Source organism: Stenotrophomonas sp. Steno-Z4 (assembly GCF_056393145.1).
Genome location: NZ_JBWJPC010000019.1, coordinates 1 through 712, shown reverse-complemented (window position 1 = coordinate 712; position 712 = coordinate 1). Strand labels below are relative to the sequence as shown.

The 712-nt window shown below is 67.4% G+C and carries 1 protein-coding gene; it reads right to left on the bottom strand.

From position 1 onward, the window contains the following. The coding region (locus AC06E7_RS19075; protein ID WP_478065604.1) for a flagellin N-terminal helical domain-containing protein at positions 1-712 on the bottom strand (712 nt) is incomplete at both ends.

Below are 712 nucleotides of genomic sequence, written 5' to 3'. Positions count from 1 at the left end.
CGAAGTGAAGCGGTTCTGGATCGCACCCATGTCGGCGCGCGAGGAGTTCACCGCGGTCAGCGCCTTGTCGACGATCGACAGGGCCTGCTGCGCACCGGCGACCGAGGAGATGTCCAGGTCGCTGGCGAACTTGTTGGCCAGGGCGGCGCCGGCAGCGGCGGTGGTGGCGGTGTACGCGGCCGGGGCGGTGGCGCCACCGGTGTAGGTGCCGGCGGTCAGGCCGATCGCGTTGAAGGTGCCGTCCGAGCCCACGCTGTTCTGCACTGAGGTCAGGTTGACCTTGCCGGCGGCGCCGTCGACCGAGGCGTACACGCCGGTCTGGTCCATCTTTTCGTTGATCGCGGCGGTCACCGCGGCCACGGTGGCCTTCTGGGTGGCAGCCGAGTCGACGCCGGCCTTCACGTTGATGTCGGACAGGGTGTACGACTTGCCGTCGGCGCCGGTGATGGCCATGCCGGTGATCTTGACGTCGGCGTTGGCGGCCGCAGCGACCGCGCCGACAGTGAAGCTGTTGCTGTCGAACTTGGCGCCGCCCAGCGCGTTGGCGCTGGCGTTGACGATGCTGTTGATGCCGATGGTCTGGCCCGAATCCGCACCGACCTGGAACAGCGCACCGGAGAAGGAACCGTCCAACAGCTTGGTGCCGTTGAAGTTGGTCTGGCGGGAAACGCGGTCGATTTCCGAGGTCAGCTGCTTCACTTCGGCGTTCAGG